This is a genomic window from Cryobacterium sp. Sr8 (assembly GCF_004403225.1).
GTDB classification, from domain to species: domain Bacteria; phylum Actinomycetota; class Actinomycetes; order Actinomycetales; family Microbacteriaceae; genus Cryobacterium; species Cryobacterium psychrotolerans.
This window is the reverse complement of sequence record NZ_SOHO01000072.1, coordinates 1-14,382: the sequence shown is the minus strand read 5'-3', so window position 1 is coordinate 14,382 and position 14,382 is coordinate 1. Positions and strand designations below refer to the sequence as shown.

13 protein-coding genes are annotated in these 14,382 nt (G+C 70.6%); 8 read left to right on the top strand and 5 right to left on the bottom strand.

Annotated features, from left to right (window positions below):
- Positions 1-89 precede the first annotated feature (89 nt).
- Complete coding sequence (locus E3T54_RS16290; RefSeq protein WP_134476586.1) at positions 90-944, bottom strand: sulfurtransferase; 855 nt, start codon at positions 942-944, stop codon at positions 90-92.
- 131 nt (positions 945-1,075) lie between these two features.
- Between E3T54_RS16290 and E3T54_RS16285 the strand changes: the two genes are divergently transcribed.
- From E3T54_RS16285 to E3T54_RS16275, 3 genes are all read left to right on the top strand, one after another.
- On the top strand, positions 1,076-2,287 hold the full coding sequence (locus E3T54_RS16285; protein ID WP_092321045.1) for an MFS transporter: 1,212 nt from the start codon (positions 1,076-1,078) through the stop codon (positions 2,285-2,287).
- A gap of 143 nt (positions 2,288-2,430) precedes the next feature.
- Positions 2,431-3,345, top strand: a complete 915-nt coding sequence (locus E3T54_RS16280) for an endonuclease domain-containing protein (protein WP_134476585.1) — start codon at positions 2,431-2,433, stop codon at positions 3,343-3,345.
- Between the two features lie 104 nt (positions 3,346-3,449).
- Complete coding sequence (locus tag E3T54_RS16275) at positions 3,450-4,268, top strand: aldo/keto reductase (RefSeq protein ID WP_198414512.1); 819 nt, start codon at positions 3,450-3,452, stop codon at positions 4,266-4,268.
- A gap of 66 nt (positions 4,269-4,334) precedes the next feature.
- Here E3T54_RS16275 and E3T54_RS16270 read toward each other — a convergent pair whose 3' ends face one another.
- From E3T54_RS16270 to E3T54_RS16260, 3 genes are all read right to left on the bottom strand, one after another.
- On the bottom strand, positions 4,335-5,651 hold the full coding sequence (locus E3T54_RS16270) for an MFS transporter (protein WP_166804951.1): 1,317 nt from the start codon (positions 5,649-5,651) through the stop codon (positions 4,335-4,337).
- Positions 5,648-6,634 (bottom strand): aldo/keto reductase, encoded by a 987-nt coding sequence (locus E3T54_RS16265; protein ID WP_092322143.1) that lies wholly within the window; start codon positions 6,632-6,634, stop codon positions 5,648-5,650. Before E3T54_RS16265 ends, E3T54_RS16270 begins: the two co-directional genes overlap by 4 nt.
- 67 nt (positions 6,635-6,701) lie before the next feature.
- Positions 6,702-7,559 carry an alpha/beta fold hydrolase gene (locus E3T54_RS16260; RefSeq protein WP_134476582.1) on the bottom strand — a complete coding sequence of 286 codons (858 nt, stop codon included), beginning with the start codon at positions 7,557-7,559 and terminating at the stop codon, positions 6,702-6,704.
- 166 nt (positions 7,560-7,725) lie between these two features.
- Here E3T54_RS16260 and E3T54_RS16255 point away from each other — a divergent pair, with 166 nt between their 5' ends.
- From E3T54_RS16255 to E3T54_RS16240, 4 genes are all read left to right on the top strand, one after another.
- The gene (locus E3T54_RS16255; RefSeq protein ID WP_134476581.1) at positions 7,726-8,568 is read left to right on the top strand and encodes a DUF4349 domain-containing protein; all 843 of its coding nucleotides are present in this window, start codon (positions 7,726-7,728) and stop codon (positions 8,566-8,568) included.
- A 10-nt stretch (positions 8,569-8,578) separates the two neighbouring features.
- On the top strand, positions 8,579-9,766 hold the full coding sequence (locus E3T54_RS16250; RefSeq protein WP_134476580.1) for an acyl-CoA dehydrogenase family protein: 1,188 nt from the start codon (positions 8,579-8,581) through the stop codon (positions 9,764-9,766).
- On the top strand, positions 9,763-11,106 hold the full coding sequence (locus E3T54_RS16245; RefSeq protein WP_134476579.1) for a threonine/serine exporter ThrE family protein: 1,344 nt from the start codon (positions 9,763-9,765) through the stop codon (positions 11,104-11,106). The genes E3T54_RS16250 and E3T54_RS16245 overlap by 4 nt, the downstream gene beginning before the upstream one ends.
- Positions 11,107-11,401: 295 nt before the next feature.
- On the top strand, positions 11,402-12,271 hold the full coding sequence (locus E3T54_RS16240; RefSeq protein WP_134476578.1) for a metal-dependent hydrolase: 870 nt from the start codon (positions 11,402-11,404) through the stop codon (positions 12,269-12,271).
- 6 nt (positions 12,272-12,277) lie between these two features.
- Here the strand turns inward: E3T54_RS16240 and E3T54_RS16235 are convergent, their stop codons facing one another.
- Positions 12,278-13,060, bottom strand: coding sequence for a hypothetical protein (locus tag E3T54_RS16235; RefSeq protein WP_092322152.1), 783 nt, complete (start codon positions 13,058-13,060; stop codon positions 12,278-12,280).
- Positions 13,061-13,211: 151 nt separating this feature from the next.
- Between E3T54_RS16235 and E3T54_RS16230 the strand changes: the two genes are divergently transcribed.
- On the top strand, positions 13,212-14,237 hold the full coding sequence (locus E3T54_RS16230) for an acyl-CoA thioesterase (protein ID WP_241977280.1): 1,026 nt from the start codon (positions 13,212-13,214) through the stop codon (positions 14,235-14,237).
- Positions 14,238-14,382 lie beyond the last annotated feature (145 nt).

The following is a 14,382-nucleotide window of genomic DNA, read 5'->3' as shown; positions in this document are numbered from 1 at the left end:
AGCCTAATACAACCCTTCACGTGCGGATTCCGGCGCAGATAACGTTTTGGAGTAGCCATACCGGTCGCCGGCTGCCGCTGTGCGTCCGGCTATGCTCGTCGGACCGAGTTCCCGGTATCGCCCGTCTCCACGGGCCGTCCCGGCAGGTTCGACCACTGCGACCAGGAGCCGGGGTAGAGCGCCGCCCGGAAACCGGCGATGGTGAGCGCCGCGGCCTGGTGGGCGGCCGTGACACCGGAGCCGCAGTAGACGCCGACGTCGGCGGCATCCGTCGCCCCCAGCGCTTCGAACCGGGCGCGGAGCTCTCCGGCGGGCAGGAAGCGGCCGTCCGGGCCCAGGTTCTCGGCCGTCGGCGCGCTGATCGCGCCGGGGATGTGGCCCGCCCGCGGGTCGATCGGCTCCGTGTCGCCCCGGTAGCGTTCGGCGGCCCGGGCATCGAGCAGCAGGCCGGTGCCCGGGAAACGGGCTGCGGCATCCGCGTCGAGCGTGGGCAGGCGGCCGTAGGCGAGCGTGACGGTGCCGGGGGCGACGGGCTCTTCGCCGCGGGCGAGCGGCAGGCCGGCGGCGCGCCAGGCCGCCAGCGCCCCATCGAGCAGTAGCACCTCGCGCACGCCGGCGTGGCGCAACAGCCACCAGGCGCGGGCGGAGGAGAGGTTGCCCAGGCCGTCGTAGACGACGACCGTGTCGCCGTCGTTCAGGCCCCACCGGCGGGCGGCCGCCTGCAGCGCGTCGATGGACGGCAGCGGATGCCGCCCGTCGGTCGGCGCGCCGTGGCCGGCCAGCTCCTCGTCCAGGTCGACGTACGCGGCGCCGGGGACGTGGCCGGCGAGGTACTCGGGCCGTCCGGGCGGGCCGCCCAACCGCCAGCGCACATCCAGCACCCGGATGTCGCCGCTCCCGGTCAGTGCCGCGGCAAGCTCCTCGGCCGAAATCAGGGTTCGCATCAGGCCAAGGCTACCCGTTCGGCCCTTCCCTGCGGCGACACAGGGAAACCGCGCGCGGCGGCGGTTCTGCGCCTCTTCCCGCTCCCGCACGGCGGTTTCCTGCGGGCCTTCCGCCAATAGACTTAGGGCTTGTGAGCAGTTACTGGAGCCTTCTGAAGACGCCGGGCGTTGCCCGAGTCATCGGCGCCCAGCTGACGGCACGATTCCCGTTCGGGATGCTCTCGCTCGCCTTCCTCATCCACCTCGAGCAGGTCTACGACTCGTACGGCGCGGCCGGCCTCGTGCTCGGCGCGATGAGCATCGGCCAGGCCATCGCCGGCCCGCTGACCAGCCGGCTGATGGGCCGCTGGGGCATCCGCCCGGTCATCCTGGTCACGATGACGGTCTGCACGATCTCGATCGTGCTGATGGCCCTCCTGCCGCTGGCGGTCTACGGGGTCATGCTGATCGGGTTCCTCGCCGGGCTGTCGATGCCGCCGATCCAGCCGGCCGTGCGCACCATCTACCCCAAGATCGTCAACTCGCGCCAGCTCACCCCGCTGTTCTCGCTGGATGCCTCGGCGCAGGAGATCATCTGGGTGCTCGGCCCCGTGATCGCCACGTTCGTCGCCATCCAGGTCAGCGCCGTGGCCGGCATCCTGCTGGCCGCGGTCTTCCTCGTCGGCGGCGGCCTCTGGTTCGTCTCGCTGCCGGAGGTCGGCCGGGTGCGCATCCCGCGCAGCAAGCGCACCATCGGCGCCGTGCTCAAGAAGCCGCAGGTGCTGCTCAGCACGATCGTCGGCTTCATGCTCGTCGCGGCATGCGCCGCGGTTGAGGCCGGCGTGGTCGCCGCCTTCGGCCACGGCAGCGCGGACTCGGGCTGGGTCCTGGGCATCTTCGCGATCGGGTCACTGATCGGCGGCCTCGCCCTCGGTCACGCCCCGATCGGGCCGTGGGCGCTGGCCGGGCGCATGCTCATCGTCACGGTCGGCCTGGTGCTTGCCTCCTTCGGCCTGGGCTTCTGGTGGCTCTCGGTGACCCTCCTGCTCGCCGGCGTGGGCATCGCCCCCGCCTTTGCCGTGCTGTTCGGCATCGTCTCGGCGAGCGTCAAGTTCAGCGACACCGCCGAGGCGTACGGCTGGGTGGGCACCGGCCAGCTGATCGGGGCCGCCCTCGGCTCCGCGGTCGCCGGCTTCCTGATCGACCACTCCGGGCCCACGTCCGCGATCATCGCCGCCGCCGCCTTCGCCGCCCTGGGCACGCTGATCCCGGCCGTCGGCAGGCGCTGGCATCCCGACCTGCGCGGACGTGACGTGGGCCCGATCCCCGACACCGAGCCCATCCGCACCATCCAGGTCTCCTAGCCCTCCCTTCACCTTCTCGCCCCCTACGCCGAACTGTGAGTTCGGCACCTTCGTGGGCGTCGGGAAGGTGCCAAACTCACAGTTCGGCGAGGGGGTGTGGACAACTTCGGACGAGGGCGCGCGCATCCGTCATCATCATGGGCATGGCCGCCCGAATCGTGCTCCCGCCCGAACTCGCCGACGAACCGTTTTCGGTTCGCCGGGCCCGGGAACTGGGGCTCGGTAAGAGCCGCCTGGGCGGCCCCGATCTCGACAAACCGTACCGCGGGCTGCGCATAGTCGCACCCGCGCCGACGTCGGTGCTTGAGCTCAGCCGCGCCTATGCGACCCGGATGCCGCCCACACACGTGTTCAGCCACGGCACGGCCGCCGTGCTCCACGGCATGCCGCTGCCCGGCCGGCTGCTGCACGCCCGCGTGCTCCACGTGACCGTGCCGGCGAAGAACCGGCCGCCGCAGGTAGCGGGGATCGTCGGGCACGAACTGCAGGCCGGCCTGATGGATGTCGAGCTTCTGGACCTGCTGCCGGTCACCTCCCCCCTGCAGACCTGGATCGACCTCGGCCCCCTGCTGACGCGGGGCGAACTCGTCGCGGTCGCCGATTTCCTCTGCGCCGGCCCCACGCCGCGCTACGAGCCGCAGGACCTCCGCGCGGCCGCCGCCCACCTGAAGGGGCGCCGCGGCTGCCGAGCCCTGCGGGAGGCCGCCGCGCTCGCCCGGGCCCGGGTCGACTCCCCCAAGGAGACCGAGGTTCGGATGCTGCTTGTCGACACGGGGCTCCCCGAGCCGGTCGCCAACTTCGAAGTGACTGATGCCGCGGGTCGCGTCATCGCGCGGGTCGACCTCGCCTGGCCGCAATTCCGGCTGTGCATCGAGTACGAGGGCGACATCCACCGCACGGACCGCCTGCGCTTCCGCAGCGACATCACGCGCAGGGAGCGGCTCGAGGACGCCGGCTGGCGCGTCATCCGAATCACCGACGACGACCTGCGGGACGGCGGCCGAGAGCTGCTGCGGCGGGTGCGGTCCGCCCTCGCCGCCCGAGGCTGCCGCGCCTGACCCGCCCACTTCCCCTCGCCGAACTGTGAGTTCGGCACCTTCGTGGGCGTCGGGAAGGTGCCAAACTCACAGTTCGGCGGAAGAGGGTTGGTTTAATGGATGGCATGGATACGTGGCTCAGGCTTAATGACGGGCGGAGCATTCCGCAGCTCGGCCTCGGCGTGTACAAGGTGACGGATGCCCTCGCCGCGGACACCGTGCAGGTCGCGCTCGACGCCGGGTACCGCCACATCGATACCGCGGCGATGTACGAGAACGAGCGCGGCGTCGGCCGGGGCATCGCCCGGTCCGGTCTTCCCCGAGGCGACGTCTTCGTCACCACAAAGGTCTGGAACGACCAGCACGGCTACGAGGAGACCCTGCGCGCCTTCGACGACAGCCTCGCCAGGCTCGGGCTCGACTACGTCGACCTGTACCTCATCCACTGGCCCGCGCCGCGGCAGGACCGCTACATCGACACCTACCGCGCGCTCGAGACCCTCCGGGCCGACGGGCGCGCCCGCTCGATCGGCGTGTCCAACTTCCACACGCACCACCTCGACCGGCTGCTGCGCGAGACGGATGTCGTCCCCGCCGTCAATCAGGTCGAACTGCACCCCTGGCTGCAGCAGGCCGAGGTGCGCCGGTACGACGCGGCCCACGGCATCCTGACCGAGGCCTGGTCTCCGCTGGCCCGAGGGCGCGCGATCGGCAACCCCGTGCTCGACGCGATCGGCGCCCGGCACGGCAAGACCGCAGCCCAGGTCGTGATCCGCTGGCACCTCGAGCTCGGGAACGTCGTGATTCCGAAATCCGTGACACCGGACCGCATCCGCGAGAACATCGACGTCTTCGACTTCGGCCTGACCGCCGACGACCTGGCGGCCATCACCGCGCTGGACTCCGGCGAGCGCACCGGCAAGGACCCCGACGACCACGGATAGGGGCGGCACGAGAGGCCGGCGCCAGGCCGGCGCGCGGCCCACCGCGAGGCCGGCGCTGCCGAGCGCCTAGCCCAGCGGCACGAGCGCGGCCGGGCCCATCGGGTCAGGCACGTCCTCCGCGTTGGGCAGGCTCGTGATGAACCGGAAGAAGGCGACCGCCAGCAGCGTGGCGACCCCTCCCCCGATGATGAACGGCAGTGCGAGGTCGACCCGGCCGACGAGCCCGCCGAGCAGGCTGCCCAGCGGCATCGCCCCCCAGAGCAGGGTGCGCCAGGTTCCGTGCACCCGGCCGAGCAGGTGCCCGGGGATGATGCTCTGCCGCAGCGACATCACGAGGATGTTCCAGACCGTGATCGACCCGCTGGAGAGCGCGAAGGCCACTCCGACGACCCAGACGTTCGGCCAGACGCCGACCAGGATCAGCGTGCTGCCGCTGAGCAGCAGCATGAGCGCCATCGTCGGGCCCGCGTTCAGCCTGTTCTTCAGCGGAGCCGTCAGGACCGAGCCGACGATCCCCCCGACCGCCCCGGAGAGCATGAACACGCCGAAAGCGGCCTCCGGCACCCGGAGGGGCCCGAGCAGGAACAGCACGAAACTCGCCGTCGCGAACGAGAAGGCCAGCCCGCCCGCGGTACTGACCAGCCAGAGCGTCACCAGCATCCGGCTCTTCACGATGAACCGGTAGCCGTCGACGAACTGGAGGTACCAGGCCAGCTGCGGCGTGTCGAGCAGGGCGGCGTGCTGGCGGCCCGAGGCGACCTTGGGCAGCAGGAGCGCGAGCACGGCGGCGCCCAAGAAGGCCAGCGCGTTCACGCCCAGCGGGATCAGCACGGACACCGCGAACAGCAGGGAGGTCAGAGGCCCGGACAGGAAGCTCTGCACGACGAGCTCGCCGGCCTCGATCCGCGAATTCGCCCGGGGCAGATCCACCCGGGCGACGATGCTCGGCACCACCGCGCGGGTCGCCCCGTCGTACACGGTCTCGAAGGCGCCGTAGACGAAGATGACCAGGTACAGCCACCAGATCGTGAGGCCGTTCGTCGCGCTCAGCACGCAGAGCGCGACCGCGAGCAGCATCCGCACGGTGTCGGCGAGCGCGAGGGCCTTGCGCCGGTCGATGCGGTCGATCAGGATGCCGGCGGGAATGGCGCAGAGCAGCCACGGCAGCATCGCCATGGCGGCGATCCCGCTGATCAGCAGAGGGTCGTCGGTGAGCCGAGCCGCCAGCAGCGGCATCGCGGTGCGGGCGATCCCGTCGCCGAGGTTGCTCGCAATACTGGCGGTGAAGAGATTGGCGAAGGCGGGCCCGAGCCCGCGCTTCGCGGGCGCGGGCGAGCGATCGCCCCGCGCATCCGTCGCAGCGGCCTCCCCCGGGCCGGTCACCACCGAGAGTGGATGTTCTCGCGAAGGAGTCGGTCGTAGATGTCCTGAACACCCTCGTTGAATGCGAGGCTGAGCGGTTCCGCGCGTCCGGCCGCGGCGTTGGCCTGCGCCTGCGAGATCGAACGCGCGCCGGGGATGACGCTGCTGACGCCGTCGATCTGGGCGACCCAGGCGAGCGCCGCCTGGGCCGGCGTCAGGCCCTCGGGCACGAGCGCGGCGAACTCCGCCGCCGCGGCCAGCCCGGTCTCGAAGCCGACCCCGGAGAAGGTCTCCCCCACATCGAAGGCGCTGCCGTCGAGGTTGTAGTTGCGGTGATCGGTCTCGGCGAACTTCGTGTCGCGGGTGTACTTCCCGGTCAGCAACCCGCTCGCCAGGGGAACCCGCGCAATGATGCCCACCCCGGCCGCGCGCGCCGCCGGCAGCACCTCGTCCAGGGGCTTGAGCCTGAAGGCGTTCAGGATGATCTGCACGGTCGCGACCCCGGGCCGGGCGATGGCCGCGAGTGCCTGGTCACAGGTCTCGACGCTGACGCCGTAGGCGGCGATCGCGCCTTCGCTGACGAGGGTGTCGAGCGCGTCGTAGACCTCGTCGGACTCGATCACCGAGCTCGGCGGGCAGTGCAGCTGCACGAGGTCGAGCCTGTCGGTGCGCAGGTTCGCGCGCGACCGGTCGGTCCACTCGCGGAAGTGGGCCAGCACGTAGTTCTCCGGCAGCTGCTCGGACCGGCGTCCCATCTTCGTCGCGACCGTGATGTCCTGGCCCGGCGCATCCACCTCGAGGAAGTGGCCGATCAGGCGTTCGCTGCGCCCGTCGCCGTAGACGTCTGCCGTGTCGAAGAAGGTGACGCCCGCGTCCACGGATGCCGCGAGCACGGCCAGCGCGTCGGCCTCGGAGACGTCGCCCCAGTCCGCTCCCAGCTGCCATGTTCCAAGTCCGATGACCGATACGGTTCGCCCGGTCCTGCCGAGGGTTCGCTTCTCCATGACGCCAGCCTAACCACCCGCGCGCGCCCTCGCGAGGTGCCGCGGCCGCCGCGCCGCTCCGCACCGCTCAGTCGACGGGAGGGCGGCGCAAGTCTCCGGCGGCCGACGCGGAGATCGCCCTCGATCCGGCTTCCTCGATCGCCCGGACGACGGTCCGCGCCAGGCGCGGCCGGATGAGGTGGTCGTTCGCCTCGACCCGGTACGTGGTGACGTGCCGCATCCGCTCAATCACCGTCATGCTCCCCGGCGCGATGAATGCGTCGAGTGACCCGTAGACGACCGCGACCGGGATGTTCAGGCTCGCCACGTCGCTCACCACGGTCTGCGACTCGATGCAATGCTCGAGCGACTTCACGAACGGGGTCCAGCTTTTCGTGGTGATCTCGAAGATCCCCTTGGGCAGCAGCCGCGAGATGATGGCCGCGTTGGCGAGCGTGAAGTCCTTGTTCGCCCGCAGGAATTCGTAGGCTCGCAGGTAGGCGGTCACCCGGCCGCGCACGCGGGGGTCGCCGATATCGGCCGGCGAGAGGTAGACCGGCGGGCCGACCAGCACCAGTCCGGAGACGTTTCGGCGGTTCTTCGCGGCGTAGCGGGATCCGATCAGGCTGCCCAGCGAATGCCCGACGAGGGTGAACGGCTCGTCGAGCTTGAGGGAGCGGATGGTGGCCTCGAGCGAGGCCACGTGGTCTTCGAGGGTGTACTCGGAGTTCTCCGGCGCGGGCGATTCGCCGAAGCCGAGGATGTCCACTGCGATCACGCGGTGTCGCGGCACCAGCAGGGGGACCATGTTCCGGAACGTCACCGACGACGAGGCGATCCCGTGCACGAGGACAACCACGGGACCTGACCCCTCATCGGTGGCGACGTGCAGGAGCGGTGGACGGCGCCGGCCGAACACTGCCGCGAGATCCGCCCACCAGGTCATGCGTCTAGTATGGCCGCGCCGGTCGACATTCTCGCTCCGCGCGTCCCACCCGGCGCGGGACACCGCAGCCGCCCGCCCCTCGAACCTCGAACCTCGACGCCGAATTGTGATTGGACTCCCAGACAACATCCAGACAGCGGCCGTCCGCGTGGCCATACTGTGAGGCATGAAGCGAACCCTGGCCGCCACCGCGATCGTACTCGCGGCGCTCCTCCTCTCCGGATGCACGTCATCCGGGTCGAGCGACAGTTCCGGACCGCCGGTCAGCGACGGCGGCGTCACCGGCGAGCCGGCCCCGGACAAGGGAGTCACCGGCGGCGGCGAGGTCGTGACGGACAACCGCGACGTGATCACCACCGGAACGGTCTCGCTCACGGTGAAGGATCCGATCACGGCCGCCCAGACCGCCGCGGACATTACCGAGAAGGCGGGCGGTCGCGTCGACAGCCGCACCGAGAACCCGAGCGTCGACGACCAGCCGGCGAGCGCGAACCTGGTGCTGCGCATCCCCGCCGACGAGCTCGACAACGCCGTCGTCGAGCTGAAGAAGCTGGGCACCGTGAACAGGGTGTCGCTGAACTCCACGGACATCACCCAGCAGACGCAGGACATCGAGGCCCGCATCACATCGCTGCAGACCTCCGTCGACCGGCTGCTCAGCCTGATGGCCAAGGCGACCGACGCCACCGACCTGATCGCCATCGAGAGCGCCCTGTCGCAACGGCAGAGTGAACTCGAAGGGCTTCAGGCGCAGCGCGACTACCTCGCCGACCAGGTCGATTTCTCGACGATCAGCCTCGAGCTGTACTCCGAGGGCACGGTCGATCCGCCCAATCCGGACAACTTCTGGGACGGCCTTCTGGCCGGCTGGAACGCGCTCATGTCGGCCCTCGGCGGCGCCCTCGTGGCCATCGGATTCCTGCTGCCCTGGCTGGCGGTGCTCGGCGCGATCGGCGCGGTCGTGCTGCTGATCGTCTGGCTGTCAACAAGGAAGCGCAAGGCTGCATAGGCTGGCAGGTGTGAACGATTCCACGCCTGCCACTCCGCCGCTTCTGAGCGACGAGTTGTTGGCGCGGATTCACGGGCGAGCGGCCGGTTACGACCGGGACAACGTCTTCTTCACCGAGGACCTCGCCGAGCTCGCCGAGGCCGGCTACCTCCGCGCCCTCGTCCCGGCCGGCTTCGGCGGACTCGGCCTGACCCTGCAGCAGGTCGCGCGCGAGCAGATCCGGCTCGCTGCGCACGCGCCGGCGACCGCCCTCGCCGTCAACATGCACCTCGTCTGGACCGGCGTGGCCAGGGCGCTGCTCGAGCGCGGCGACGACAGCCTCGCCTTCCTGCTCGAGGGCGCGGCGGCCGGCGAGGTCCTCGGCTTCGGCGTGAGCGAACCCGGCAACGACCTCGTGCTGTTCGGGTCGACGACGGATGCCCGCCCGCAGCAAGGCGGCGGCTACCGGTTCTTCGGCACCAAGGTCTTCACCTCCCTCTCCCCCGCCTGGACCAGTCTCGGCGTGATGGGGCTGGACTCCTCGGCGCCGGGCGCCCCGAAGATCGTCTGGGCGTTCATCGACCGCAGCGACCCCGGCGTCAGCGTCAAGGACGACTGGGACACGCTGGGCATGCGGGCCAGCCAGAGCCGGAGCACCGTGCTCGACGGCGCGTACGCCCGGCCCGACCGGGTGTTCCGCCGCCTCGACCCTGGGCCCAACTCCGATCCGCTGATCTTCGCCATCTTCGCGACCTTCGAGATCCTGCTGGCGTCCGTGTACACCGGTATCGGCCGGCGCGCGCTCGAGCTCGCCGTGGAAGCGGCCGGGCGGCGCACCTCGCTGAAGAACGACGGGCACAGCCTGGACCAGGACCCGGACATCCGCTGGCGGGTCGCCGACGCCGCGATCGCCATGGACGGCATCTACCCGCAGATCGACGCGCTCGCCCGCGACGTCGACGCGCTCGCCGACCACGGCGCCCAGTGGCACCCGAGGCTCGCCGGGCTCAAGCACCGGGCAACCGAGAACGCGAAGCACGTGGTCGACCAGGCGCTCCGCGTCAGCGGCGGCTCCTCGTATTTCGCCGGGAACGAGCTCGGACGGCTGTACCGCGACGTGCTCGCCGGCCTGTTCCACCCCTCCGACGCCGAATCCGCACACTCCACCGTGGCCTCGGCCTGGCTCGGACCGCTCACTGACTCTGGACCCGCAAAATGACCAAAACCTCGAGCATCGGCATCATCGACACCGCCGCCCACACCCGGGCCGTCCTCGACCTCACCATGCGCCTGGCCGAAGTCATTTTCGCCGCCGGCGCCGGCGCGGAAGATGCCACGGCGGCCATGGAGGCGATCACGCGCGCCTACGGCCTCAAGGGCACCGAGGCGAACATCACGCACACGATCATCAACCTGACCCACGAGGATCCGGCCACGCACGAATCCATCTCGCGCAGCCGAAACGTGAAATACCGGTCGCTGAACTACGCGAAGCTCACGGCGACATCCGAGCTGATCGCCGAGATCCTCGAGAACCCGATGGATGTCGCGGACGCCCGGAAACAACTGGCCACGATCGTCAGCGCGAAGCCGCAGGTTCCGATGCTGTTCCGCCGCGTCGGCTGGAGCCTGGTCGGTGCCGGCGCGGCCGTGCTGATCGGCGGCGGACCGGTCGTGATCCTGGCGGCGTTCGTCGCCGCGTTCATCATCGACCTGATCACGACCATGCTGGACAACCGCCGCGTCCCGGTGTTCTACCAGACGGTGGTCGGCGGCGCGATCGGACCGATCCTGGCGGCCCTCGTGCAGGTCATCGACCCCAGCGCCAACCCGTCGCTCGTCGTCGTCGCCGCGATCATCATGCTCCTGGCCGGGGTGACCACCTTCGGCGCCGTGCACGACACCCTGTCCGGGTTCTACCTGACCGGAACCGCCCGCGCCCTGGAAGCCATGGTCATCACCGGGGGTCTGGTCACCGGTGTCGCCGGGGCGTCGCTGATGCTCAGCCGGCTCGGCTTCGGGCTGCGGGTCGACTCGGATGTGGCCCTGACGCTGGCCAACCTGCCGCTGCTGCTGGTGGCATCCGTTGTCGTCGTCATCGGCTTCGGGCTCGCCGTTCAGGTTCCCTGGCGCGCGTTCTGGGTGGTCTGCCTGCTCGGCGCCGTCGCCGAATTCCTCTACCTGGCCGGAGCGAACGCGGGCTTCGGCCTGGTCTGGTCGTCGGGCGCGGCCGCGGTCGGCGTCGGCCTGCTCGCCGCGGTGGCCGCGCGCATCGTGCGCACGCCGCCGCTGGTCATCATGGTGTCGGCGCTCGTTCCGCTCGTGCCGGGACTGAGCCTGTTCCGCGGCCTGCTGCAGGTGTCGGAGGGCGAGATCGAGGGGCTGCTCAGCCTGCTGACGGCCGGCGCGGTCGCCGCCGCGCTGGCGGCGGGCGCCATCCTCGCCCAGTCGCTCGTGCAGTTCGTCTGGGGTCCGGCCCGCCGCCTGCAGCGCCGCTCCATCGGCCCGCTGATGGCGCTGCCGATCGCGCTCGGACGCGGCTCCGGCAAGCGCATCTAGACGCCCGACGCGCCGATTCGGGCGATCCCGCGTAGGGTCGAGGAAACGGATGCCGCCGGGGCTCGGTTCGAAGGGGTACACATGGCTGACAAATCACCGAAGAAGGATGCGTCCAAGAAGGTCGCTGGAAAATCGCTGAAGGAGAAAAGGGCCGACAAGCAGGCCAAGTCGAGCGAAACCGAGAAGGCCAGGAAGCGCTAAGGCCTGTCTCCTCCACCATCACCGGGTGCTGCCTCGCAAGACGGGGCAGCACCTTTGTTTTCCCGAAAGCCCTGTTGCTGAAAGAAAGGTCCCCATGACGCTCCCCACCCAGGACACCGTTGTGCTCTACCCGTCCGGGTCGGTGCGTAACGCAGCGACGGTCCTCCATGCCGAGGTGCTGCCCGGCGGGCGGGTGGCCGTGCTCCTCGACGCCACGAGCGTGCACCCCGTCGACGCCGGCTGGCCCGACCAGGGCGCCGACGCGGCCGTGCTGCGGATCGGGGAGATCGACCACACCGTCGTGGACGCCATCGTGGGGGCAACCGACGGGGCCGAACTGCACCTGGGCCGGGACATCCCGGTCGGCAAGGGCACCGAGGGCTGGGCGTTTGTCGTGGTGCACGTGCTGGAGAGCGGCGCCCTGGCGGCCGAGGGCGACCCGGTGCGCGTGTCCGTGGATGCCGGCGCCCGGCTGCGCACGTCGGCCGGCCACACCGGCTGCCACGTGGCCTCGCTCGCGCTCAACCGCGCCGTCGCCGACCGCTGGAAGAAGGAGACCCGCGCCGACGGCCTCGGCAACCCCGACTTCGACGGGGTGGCCATCAACGTCTCCCTCATCCGCGAGAACGGATCGACCGATACCTACCGTCTCGGCAAGTCCCTGCGTAAGAAGGGCTTCGTCACGGAGGGCCTGGCCGACGACCTGGCCCAGGTGCAGGACGCGATCAACGCGGCCCTGGCCGGCTGGGTCGCCTCGGGCGCCGCCGTGCGGATTGAGCGCGACGGCGATCTGCTCACCGACCGCCGGTACTGGGTCTGCGAACTGCCGGAGCAGACCGTGCGGATCCCCTGCGGCGGCACGCACGTGGACTCGCTGGCCGAGCTCGGCGCGCCGCAGGTGCTGCTGTCCCTGTCGGAGGTGGACGGCACCAGCGTCCTGACGATGGAGACCAGCGTCGGCTGAACTCCCTCAGTCGGCTGAGCTGCCTCGGTCGACGAGGATCGCGTCCACCGGTTCGTCGCCGCGGATCTCGCGCAGCAGCTCCACGATCCGGTCGACGACGGCCATCGAGATGCCGGCACAGACAATGCTGTGCGGTCCGAGTTCACCGAGCCCGCCGGCGCGCACCCGGATGACCTCCCAGCCGACTTCGCCGAGCGCGGCGTCCTTCTCCCTGTCGGACGCCTCCTTCAGCCCGCGGTGTGCCGTGCCGTCCCGGCCGGGGTCGTCATACTCAATCGCGACCTTGAGCGCGGGAATGATGATGTCCGGCCAGACCTCGGGCTTGCCGTAGAAGGTGCGGCTGATCCGCACGGCGTTGACCCGGTGCGGCAGACGGATGCGCTCGGCCAGCAGCATCCGCAGCCGCTGCTCGGTCATGGACGTTCGTGTCTTCAGCCCCGGTTTCATGAACGGGATGCCGCCCTCGAACCGTGCGGACGGCGCCTGCGCGTTCGCCCGGCACTTCGGGCAACCGGGCCCGGTGAGCGCCTCACGGACGCTCGCCTCGAACCGGGAATGCCCGCGTTCGCAGATCCACTCGTAGGAGGCCCCGATGCGGGTTTCGGCCGCGAGGGCCGCGCGACCGCCGGGGGCCACTTTCCGCAGCAGCTGAGCGCGGCGGCGTTTCGTCTCGGCCAGGAGCATGCAGAGCGGGCAGTCACGCTGGAGGGTGATCCTCGCCTCGCCCGGCGGGGCACCGTGCCCGCAGCGAAAACGGACGCTGCTGCCCTGGTTCGCACCATCGCCCATGCCTGCCCTCCTCCTGTCTGCATCCACGCTAATCACGTCCACCGACATCCGCGGGGACGGCGCGTCACACCCGCCCGCGGGGCTGCCGGATGTGCGATTCTGGGACCGGGACCGGACAGAGAGCACCCGGCCGCCCAGAGTTGGAGTTCCCGTGACGATCCCCGAGCCCGCCGCCGCCACCGTCCCCGAGCCCGCCGCCCAGCCCGAGCCCGAGCCCGAGCAGAGCGACCGCATCACCCTGCGGTTCATGGCCAATCCCCAGGATGTCGCCGCATCCGGCACCACGGTGGCCGCCGGCAGCGTACTCGAGTGGATCGACAAGGCCGGCTACGCCTGCGCCGTCGGCTGGAGCGCCTCCTACTGCGTCACCGCGTACGTCGGCAACGTCCATTTCACGCGGCCGATCGAGCCGGGCAGGCTCGTCGAGGTGCACGCCAGGATCATCCACACCGGCCGCACGAGCATGCACGTGCTGGTCACGGTGGAGACGACGGATGTCCGCGAGCGGCGGTACACGCCGGCGACACACTGCATTCTCGTCTTCGTGGCCATGGACGACGCCCGCCGCCCGCGCGAGGTCCCCGAGTGGCGCCCGCGCTCGGCGGCCGACGAGGCGCTGCAGCGGAACGCGAGGGAACGGCTCGAACCGCGCCGGCGCATCCAGGCCGCCATGCGCGACCAGCTCTATTCGGACGAGGGCACGACCCCCAGCACAGTCTTCCGCTTCCTGGCTGCGCCCGGCGACGTGAACTGGGGCGGCAAGGCTCACGGCGGAACGGTCATGCGCTGGATCGACGAGGCGGCCTACGCCTGCGCGGCGAGCTGGAGCTCTGAGGCAGCGGTGGCGGTGTACTCGGGCGGCATCCATTTCTACCGCCCGATCCGGATCGGCGACATCGTCGAGGTGGATGCCCGGCTCATCCATACCGGACCGCGCAGCATGCACATCAGCATCCGGGTACGCTCCGGGAGCCCCCGCACCCCGCACGACCTGCAGCTCACCACCCAGTGCATGAGCATCTTTGTCTCCCGCGGGGCGGACGGCGGCGCGGAGCCGGTGCGCCCGCTCCCCCTCGCCAGCGCGGAGGACGAGCGCCTCGACGCCCACGCCCGGGCGCTGATCGCGATGCGCGCCGACCTTCCGACCCTGCCCGTGGGCCTCGCGCACACCCCCTAAAGCGAACGCCACCCGCCTCCACGCTGAGTTGCGGACAAAGTACCTTCAATTTCCCAACGCGCGCGATGTCAAGCTGAGTGGAGCCACTCGGGTTAGTTTGTGACGGCTGTGTCGGGGATGTTGATTCCGACGGTGCCGGCTGGTG

Coding starts and splice junctions, on each gene's coding strand:
- E3T54_RS16240 (WP_134476578.1), top strand. CDS start 11,402: ATGACGCTCCCCACCCAGGACACCGTTGTGCTCTACCCGTCCGGGTCG.
- E3T54_RS16260 (WP_134476582.1), bottom strand. CDS start 7,559: ATGACCTGGTGGGCGGATCTCGCGGCAGTGTTCGGCCGGCGCCGTCCA.
- E3T54_RS16265 (WP_092322143.1), bottom strand. CDS start 6,634: ATGGAGAAGCGAACCCTCGGCAGGACCGGGCGAACCGTATCGGTCATC.
- E3T54_RS16290 (WP_134476586.1), bottom strand. CDS start 944: ATGCGAACCCTGATTTCGGCCGAGGAGCTTGCCGCGGCACTGACCGGG.
- E3T54_RS16255 (WP_134476581.1), top strand. CDS start 7,726: ATGAAGCGAACCCTGGCCGCCACCGCGATCGTACTCGCGGCGCTCCTC.
- E3T54_RS16245 (WP_134476579.1), top strand. CDS start 9,763: ATGACCAAAACCTCGAGCATCGGCATCATCGACACCGCCGCCCACACC.
- E3T54_RS16235 (WP_092322152.1), bottom strand. CDS start 13,060: ATGGGCGATGGTGCGAACCAGGGCAGCAGCGTCCGTTTTCGCTGCGGG.
- E3T54_RS16275 (WP_198414512.1), top strand. CDS start 3,450: ATGGATACGTGGCTCAGGCTTAATGACGGGCGGAGCATTCCGCAGCTC.
- E3T54_RS16280 (WP_134476585.1), top strand. CDS start 2,431: ATGGCCGCCCGAATCGTGCTCCCGCCCGAACTCGCCGACGAACCGTTT.